Origin of the sequence: Stenotrophomonas sp. (genome assembly GCF_031995405.1) — a bacterium.
GTDB lineage: Bacteria > Pseudomonadota > Gammaproteobacteria > Xanthomonadales > Xanthomonadaceae > Stenotrophomonas.
This window is the reverse complement of the sequence record NZ_DAMAGC010000077.1, coordinates 11,251-19,264: the sequence shown is the minus strand read 5'-3', so window position 1 is coordinate 19,264 and position 8,014 is coordinate 11,251. Positions and strand designations below refer to the sequence as shown.

The following is an 8,014-nucleotide window of genomic DNA, read 5'->3' as shown; positions in this document are numbered from 1 at the left end:
GCCATCCATGGCGCATGACGGTCCCGCCAACCCACCCGTACCCGCCCTTGACAGTTTGCGCGTTTTCAACAGGAACGCGGGATGCAGTGCGGCGCGTTGCGCGCCGCTGGTTGCTCTGCGCGGTTCTGTTCCAGCCAAGGCCGCCGGCCAATTGTCCAGGGCGGGGGTGTGCAGCGTCGCGGGACCGTCGTGTGCCATGGATGGCACACGCGAGCTTACAGGGATGTACTTGCAGCGTGTCCCGCGACGCTGCACACCCCCGCCCAGGCCCAGACACCCGCAGGCATGCGCTCTGCACTGACACAAAAAAATAGCCGCAACGCCTCGCAGCGCCGCGGCTCACCTCGTGGGGGAGGTCACGCGTCACAGCAGGACGCGCCAGGGTCAAAACATGTGCAACCCACCGTTCACCGCGTAATCGGCACCGGTCACGTAGGCCGCATCATCCGACGCCAGCCACGCGCACAGGCTCGCCACTTCCTCCGGCTTGCCCAGGCGGCGGATCGGCACCGAACCGGCCAGCCGGTCGAGCACGTCCGGCGGGAAACTGCTGATCGACTGGCTGGCGATATAACCTGGCGAAATCGTATTCACCGTTACCCCGCGCGCGGCCACCTCATTGGCCAACGCCCGGCTGAAACCGTGCATCGCCGCCTTGGCCGTGGCGAAATTGACCTGGCCGATCTGGCCCTTGTGGGCGCTCACCGAACCGATGTTCACGATCCGGCCCCAGCCGCGTGCGGTCATCCCGTCGATCACCTGCTTGGTGATGTTGAACAACGCATGCAGGTTCGAGCCCATCACCGCGTTCCAGTCGTCCGGACTCATCTGCCGGAACAGCACGTCGCGACTGCCGCCGGCATTGTTGACCAGCACGTCGATCTCGCCGACCTCGGCCTTCACCTTGGCAAAGGCCGCCAGCGTCGATGACCAGTCCGCGGCATTGCCCTCAGAGGCGATGAAGTCAAAACCCAACTCGCGCTGCTCGCGCAGCCAGCCGGCCTTGCGCGGCGAGTTCGGGGCGCAACCGGCAACCACCGTGTGGCCGTTGCGCGCCAGTTTCTGGCAGATGGCGGTGCCAACACTGCCCATGCCGCTGGTGACGTAAGCGATGCGAAGCGTCATTGCTGGAGACTCCTTGGTAACCGGATCAGGGCGCGGGCCATCAGGCCGCGATGGGATACAGACCGAACAGCAGACCACCGACCATCAACAGCAGCGAGATGGCGATCGCCCACTTCAGGGTGAACTTCTGGTGGTCGGCGAACTCCACCTTGGCCAGGCCCACCAGCAGATAGGTCGAGGGCACCAGCGGGCTGAGTAGGTGCACCGGCTGCCCCGCCAGCGACGCGCGGGCCATTTCCACCGGCGTGATGCCGTAGTTGCCGGCCGCTTCGGACAGGATCGGCAGGACGCCGAAGTAGAACGCGTCGTTGGACATGAAGAAGGTGAACGGCATCGACGCGATCGCGGTGATCACCGCCAGGTAGGGGCCCCAGCTGTCCGGGATGATCGCCAGGAAGCTGTGCGACATCGCCTCCACCATGCCGGTGTTGTTGAGGATGCCGGTGAAGATGCCCGCGGCGAAGATCAGCGCCACCACCGACAGCACGTTGCCCGCATGGTTCACCACGCGGCGTCGCTGCTCGGCCAGGTTGGGATAGTTGATCACCAGCGCGATCGCAAAGCCGACCATGAACAGCACCGGCATCGGCAGCACGCCCAGGATCAACGCCGTCATCAGCGCGATGGTCAGCGCCAGGTTCACCCACAGCAGCTTCGGCCGCTTCACGTCCTCGGCGTCCTCCACGGTCGGCAGCGCATTGCCATCGTCGGACACGCTGTTGTCCATCCAGCTGCCGCCCTGCGGCAGGCTTACCACGCCCAGGCGGTGGCGCTCCTTCAGGCCCAGGTACCAGGCCAGCAGCAGCACGCCGGCGCAGGCGATCACCATCGAGGGGATCAGGGGCACGAACACATCGGCCGGGTCCACGTGCAGCGCGGCGGCTGCACGCGCGGTCGGGCCGCCCCACGGGGTCAGGTTCATCACGCCACCGGCGAGGATGGTTACGCAGGTCATGTTCAACGCGCTCATGCCCAGCCGCTGGTACAGCGGCAGCATCGCCGACACGGTGATCATGTAGGTGGTCGAACCGTCGCCGTCGAGCGAGATCAGCATCGCCAGGATCGCGGTGCCGAGCACGATCTTCATCGGGTCGCCCTTGACGAAGCGCAGGATGATCCGCACCAGCGGATCGAACAGCCCGGCATCGATCATCACCCCGAAGTAGAGGATGGCGAACATCAGCATCACGCCGGTAGGCGCGATCTTCTTGATGCCCTCCAGCATCATCTCGTCGATGCCGGCGCCGAAGCCGCCGATCAACGCGAAGAGGATCGGAATGGTGATGAGGGCAACCAGCGGCGACAGCCGCTTGCTCATGATCAAGTACATGAATGTAATGACCATGCCAAAGCCGAGGATGCTCAGCATCATCTGCAGACTCCAGGAGGGGTAGGGCGGAGGAAAAGGGTCAGAAATCGAACTGCAGGCGGCCGGTGACCGCGCGGGTGCGGTCCAGGGTGGTGCTGGCGAGGCGGTCGCGGTTGCGGCTTTCGATCAGGTTGAGCATGAAGCGCAGGTTCTCGCGCATGTACCAGTTGCCGCCCAGCGTCCAGGCCGCGGTCTGCGCATCGCGCAGGTCCGGCTGGCCGACCGGGTGCTGGTCGCCGCGCATCTGGTCATAGCGCAGGGCCAGTTCGAACGCACCGGCCTTGTGCTGGAACGCCTTGACCCGTCCGAAGCGGCCGGTCTTGCGGTCGTACACCCGCGATTCGCCGGTGACGAACCAGCTCACCAGGCCGTAGCCGGCCAGCACCTTGCCGCGCTGGCTGCCGTCGTCGAAGGTCGCGCCGCTGAACTCGCCCTGCCAGGACAGCGGTCCGCGTACCTGCGCGTATTCCAGCGACCACTTGTTGACGTCGGTGTCGCGCCCGGCCGAGAAGTCGACCAGGGTCAGCCGGCTGTTGTCGGACAGGTGGCCGGCGGGGCGGGGCCGGATCTTCAGCCCCGGCACGCCATTGGCGCCGGGGGTGTCGTAGCGCTCATGCGCCAGCGACAGGCCCAGGTGCAGCACGTCGCCGGCGGTGGCACCCGGTGCCCAGGTCGCGCGGCCACCGGCGGCACGGCCCTTGACCTGCCAGGCGTCGATGCTTTCGAGGCTGTAGGCGCTGGCGGCCCAGGTCATGTCGCCATGGGCGGCCTGCCACGAGGCGCCGAGGCGGTACAGCGGCGCCAGCGTGGTGCCGGCGTTGCCGCGCTCCAGGAAGGTGCCGTAGTTGGAACTGGTGCGGTCATCGAGCGAGAAGTACTGCTTGAACTGGCCCACGGTGAGCTTGCCCGCATCGCCGAAGCTGCGGCTGACGAACACGTCCTTGGCCTCGACCCGGTCGCCGGAAAAATCGGCTTCCAGCTTGTAGTCCAGCACGAAGAACCTGCCCGACACGTCCAGCCAGGCGCGGCGGATCTCGGTGTCGTCCTTGTTCGGCGTGCCGCGGCCGTCGTTGTCGAAATCGGCGAAATCCAGGTGCAGGCGGCCGCCGACGGTGGCGGTGACCGGACGGTCTTCCTCGTTGTCTTCGGCGGCCCAGAGCGGTGCGGCCAGCATCAACAGGGTGCAGGTGGCCGGCGTGCGCCAGCGGGTTGCGTTCAGTTCCACGGACCCTCCCAGGTACTCGTTCGTGCAGGTGTGTCGCCAATGGCATCGACACAGGGTTCGATGCGATGGCGCAGCCTAGTGCCGGGAAGCTGTCATCCACCTGTCAGGGGTTGGTGCGCTGCAGCGAAGCCCACCAGAGCGGCCGCTCGCGCTAGGATTCGTGCTCCTGAGAGATTTCCCGACCGATGCGCCTGCTGCTGGTGGAAGACAACCCGGACCTGGCCGATGCCATCGTCCGCCGCATGCGCCGCAGTGGCCACGCGGTGGACTGGCAGAGCGACGGGCTGGCCGCGGCCAGCGTGCTGCGCTACCAGCGCTTCGACCTGGTGGTGCTGGATATCGGCCTGCCCAAGCTGGACGGCCTGCGCGTGCTGGCCGGCATGCGCGAGCGCGGCGACAGCACCCCGGTGCTGATGCTGACCGCGCGCGATGGCATCGAAGACCGCGTGCAGGCGCTGGACGTCGGTGCCGATGACTACCTGGGCAAGCCGTTCGACTTCCGCGAGTTCGAAGCGCGCTGCCGGGTGCTGCTGCGGCGCACCCGCGGCCAGGCCAGCGAAGTGGTGCAGATCGGCGCGTTCCAGTTCGACAACGCCTCGCACCGGGTCAGCCTGGAGGGCCAGCCGATCGAGCTGCCCAACCGCGAATACCGGCTGCTGGAAATCCTGATGGGTCGGCTCGGCCAAGTGGTGGGCAAGGACGAGATCGGCAACGGCCTGTTCGGCTTCGATGACGATGCCGGTCCGAATGCCATCGAGCTGTATGTCGGCCGCCTGCGCCGCAAGCTGGCCGATGCGCCGCTGCGCATCGTCACCGTGCGTGGCAGCGGCTATCTGCTTGAAGCCATCGACGACGCTGCGGGCGCGGCCGCCGATGGCGACTGACCCGCGCACCTCCGGCTCGATCCGGCACACCCTGTGGCTCTACCTCGGCGCGTTCCTGGCGCTGTTCGCGGTGGCCCTGCTGTTTGGCGCGCGCGATTACGGCCAGCGTGCGGCCAACCGCTCCTACGACCACCTGCTGGTGTCCTCGGCGCTGTCGATCATCGATTCGGTGGCCCTGGTGGACGCGCAGTGGCAGGTGGATCTGCCGTATGCCGCGCTGGACCTGCTGGCGATGGCGCCGGAAGACCGCGTGTTCTACCGGGTCTCCGACGCGCGCGATGCCACCGTCACCGGCTACACGGACCTGCCCGCGCCACCGCACCCGCCCAGCGATCGCCCGCAGCTGTTCGATGCGGCCTACAGCGGCGAGCAGGTGCGCTTCGTAGTAGTGTCGCGGCGGGTATCCTCGCCGTCGGCGCAGGGCGAAGTGCGCGTGCAGGTCGGGCAGACCCGGCGTGCGCGCGAGGCGCTTGCCCAGGACATGGTGACCCGTGCGCTGCTGGCGATCGGGGTGTTGTCGCTGCTGTCGCTGGCCCTGGTCGGGCTCGGCGTGCACCGTGCGCTGCGTCCGCTGGTGCGGATGGAGCGCGAGCTGGCACGGCGCGAACCGTCCGACCTGAAACCGCTGGATGCCAGCGTGCCGCGCGAGATGGACAAGATGGTGGGTGCGCTGAACCACTTCATGGGCCGGCTGTCGGCCAGCAACGAAACCCTGCGCGCGTTCATGGCCGAGGCCGCGCACCAGATGCGCACGCCGTTGGCGGCGCTGCGCGCGCAGGCGCAGCTGGCGCTGGACGAAGAGGAGCCGGAGGACATGCGCCGCAGCCTGCATGCCATCGAGCGCAACGCCACCCACATGAGCCGGCTGCTCAACCAGCTGCTCAGCGATGCCAGCGTCATCCATCGCGCCAACCTGCAGCGCTTCACGCCGGTTGATCTGGCCGAGATCCTGCATCAGGCGCTGCATGAAGCCCTGCCCCAGGCGATGCCGGCACCGCGCGTGCAGCTGGCCGTAGGCGCGCAATCGGCCTGGGTGCAGGGCGATGCGCTGCTGCTGCGCGAGGCGATCAAGAACCTGATCGACAACGCGGTCAAGTACGGCGGCGACGGCACGCTGCAGGTGGCGCTGACCGAAGACGCACGGCAGTGCGCGCTGACCATCGCCGACCACGGCCCGGGCATTGCCGCCGCCGACGCCGAGCGTGTTTTCGAGCGCTTCGCGCGTGGCGAGGGCGCGGCCGCCGGCGGTGCCGGGCTGGGCCTGGCCATCGTCAAGCGCGTCATCGACAGCCATGGCGGCCAGATCGATCTGAGCAACCGCGTGGGCGGGGGGCTGGTCGCCACCATCCGCCTGCCGAGGATGCATCCATGAAAGCTGTGTGGCTTGTAGTGCTGCTGGCCGTCGCGGGCAGCGCGTGGGGCGCACCGGGCGATGTGCAGCGGTTTCCCGCCAAGGGCGTGCCGACCGCGCAGCTGCGCGTCCACGGCTCGACCGACATCGAGGTGTTCGCCACCGTCATCGCCGACTACCAGCGCCTGCACCCGGGCACCGAGATCCTCTACGAAGACGTCATCACCCAGGACATCTACGCGCGCTACCTGCGCGACCGCAGCGGCCCGAACGCGCCGGACATGCTGATCAGCAGCGGCATGGACCTGCAGACCAAGCTGGTCAACGACGGCCACGCGCTGGCGCACCGTTCGGCGCAGACCGACGCGCTGCCGGCGTGGGCGCAGTGGCGGCACGAGGCATTCGGGATCAGCTACGAACCGGTGGCGATGGTCTACAACACCCGCACACTGCCGGCCGCGCGGGTACCGCGCACGCGCCGCCAGCTGCTGGACCTGCTGCGCGCGCCGGACGCGCCGCTGCAGGGCAGGGTGGGCACCTACGATGTGGAGCGCAGCAGCGTGGGTTACCTGCTGGCCACCCAGGACGGCCAGCGCGGCAGCATGGCCGGTGCGTTGCTCGGCGCGCTCGGCGACAACGGCGTGCAGCTGGAAGAACGCACCGGCGTGCTGCTGGACAGGGTCAGCAGTGGTCAGCTGTCGCTGGTCTACAACGTGCTCGGTTCCTACGCGCAGGCGCGCATCGATGCCGGCGCGCCGCTGGGCATCGTCGAGCCGGAGGACTACACGCTGGTGGTGCTGCGCACCGCGGTGATCCCGCGCAGCAGCCGCCAACCCGAGGAAGCGCGCCGCTTCCTGGACTACCTGCTCTCGCCACGTGGCCAACAGGTGCTCTCGCGCGAAGCGCGGCTGATGCCGATCCTGCCCGCGCAGGGCCAGCAGCGTGGTCGCTCGCCCGCGCGCAGCTACCGCCCGATCCAGCTGGGCCCCGGCCTGCTGGTGTATCTGGATGCGCTCAAACGCCGCCAGTTCCTGGACGCCTGGAATGGCAGCATGCGGCAGCAAGGCAGGTAGGACGGCCGCTGGCCGTCAACCTCATTACAATTGGCCGCATGAGTGAACTGACCGTCCTGATCGCCGACGACCATCCGCTGCTGCGCGCCGCGGTGGTGCATTCGCTGCGCCAGTCGCTGCCGCAGGCGCAGGTGCTCGAGGTGGCCAGTGCCTCCACGCTGGAGGCGGCGCTGGATCAGCATCCGGAGATCGAACTGGTGCTGCTGGACTTGACCATGCCCGGGGCGCGCGGCTTTTCTTCGCTGCTGCACGTACGCGGCGCGCACCCGGACATCCCGGTGGTGATCGTGTCGTCCAACGACCACCCGCGCGTGATCCGGCGTGCGCAGCAGTTCGGCGCGGCCGGCTTCATCCCCAAATCGGCGCCGGCCGAGACCATCGGCCAGGCGGTGGCGGCGGTGCTGGACGGCGGGGTGTGGTTCCCGGCGATGGCCCCGGAGCGTTCCGAATCCGATGCACTGCTCGCCGCACGCCTGGCCCAGCTCACCCCGCAGCAGTTCCGCGTGCTGCTGTGCCTGGCCGACGGCCTGCTCAACAAGCAGATCGCCTACGAGCTGGGCCTGGCGGAGAACACGGTCAAGGTGCATGTCACCGCGATCCTGAAGAAGCTCGAATGCCACAGCCGCACGCAGGCGGCGGTGCTGGTGAAGGCGTTGGAGCCGGAAGGCGATGCCGGGGCGGGTTTGGACGGCTGAGTCCGCGGGCACGGAGGCACCGCCACCTGCGGACGGTGTCAGCCGAGCATGGCTCGGCTCTACCGAAGCCCGGCACCCAGGCAATCGAACACCGTCACCCAAGGTAGAGCCGAGCCATGCTCGGCTGCCCCCCAATCACCCGAGGTAGAGCCGAGCCACGCTCGGCTGCCCCCCCTCGGCTGCCCCCAACCACCCGAGGTAGAGCCGAGCCACGCTCGGCTGCCCTCCAATCACCCGAGGTAGAGCCGAGCCATGCTCGGCTGCCCCCCAATCACCCGAGGTAGAGCCGAGC

The 8,014-nt window shown here is 68.2% G+C and carries 7 protein-coding genes; 4 read left to right on the top strand and 3 right to left on the bottom strand.

Annotation, left to right across the window (positions count from 1 at the left end):
* Window positions 1-384: 384 nt before the first annotated feature.
* Genes phbB through RTO53_RS13550 form a run of 3 tightly spaced genes read right to left on the bottom strand, consistent with a single transcriptional unit; the run spans window position 385 to window position 3,668 of the window.
* The gene (gene phbB / locus RTO53_RS13560) at window positions 385-1,125 is read right to left on the bottom strand and encodes an acetoacetyl-CoA reductase (protein WP_312238277.1); all 741 of its coding nucleotides are present in this window, start codon (window positions 1,123-1,125) and stop codon (window positions 385-387) included.
* 40 nt (window positions 1,126-1,165) lie between these two features.
* Window positions 1,166-2,494 (bottom strand): CitMHS family transporter, encoded by a 1,329-nt coding sequence (locus tag RTO53_RS13555; protein ID WP_312238280.1) that lies wholly within the window; start codon window positions 2,492-2,494, stop codon window positions 1,166-1,168.
* A 40-nt stretch (window positions 2,495-2,534) separates the two neighbouring features.
* Complete coding sequence (locus RTO53_RS13550; protein ID WP_312238279.1) at window positions 2,535-3,668, bottom strand: porin; 1,134 nt, start codon at window positions 3,666-3,668, stop codon at window positions 2,535-2,537.
* A gap of 236 nt (window positions 3,669-3,904) precedes the next feature.
* Here RTO53_RS13550 and RTO53_RS13545 point away from each other — a divergent pair, with 236 nt between their 5' ends.
* The 4 genes from RTO53_RS13545 to RTO53_RS13530 are packed head-to-tail and all read left to right on the top strand — an operon-like array spanning window position 3,905 to window position 7,722.
* Window positions 3,905-4,603 carry a response regulator transcription factor gene (locus RTO53_RS13545; protein ID WP_312238276.1) on the top strand — a complete coding sequence of 233 codons (699 nt, stop codon included), beginning with the start codon at window positions 3,905-3,907 and terminating at the stop codon, window positions 4,601-4,603.
* Window positions 4,593-5,975 carry a sensor histidine kinase N-terminal domain-containing protein gene (locus RTO53_RS13540; protein ID WP_312238275.1) on the top strand — a complete coding sequence of 461 codons (1,383 nt, stop codon included), beginning with the start codon at window positions 4,593-4,595 and terminating at the stop codon, window positions 5,973-5,975. Before RTO53_RS13545 ends, RTO53_RS13540 begins: the two co-directional genes overlap by 11 nt.
* On the top strand, window positions 5,972-7,027 hold the full coding sequence (locus tag RTO53_RS13535; protein WP_312238274.1) for an ABC transporter substrate-binding protein: 1,056 nt from the start codon (window positions 5,972-5,974) through the stop codon (window positions 7,025-7,027). The genes RTO53_RS13540 and RTO53_RS13535 overlap by 4 nt, the downstream gene beginning before the upstream one ends.
* A 38-nt stretch (window positions 7,028-7,065) precedes the next feature.
* Window positions 7,066-7,722 (top strand): response regulator transcription factor, encoded by a 657-nt coding sequence (locus tag RTO53_RS13530; protein WP_256776515.1) that lies wholly within the window; start codon window positions 7,066-7,068, stop codon window positions 7,720-7,722.
* Window positions 7,723-8,014: the final 292 nt, after the last annotated feature.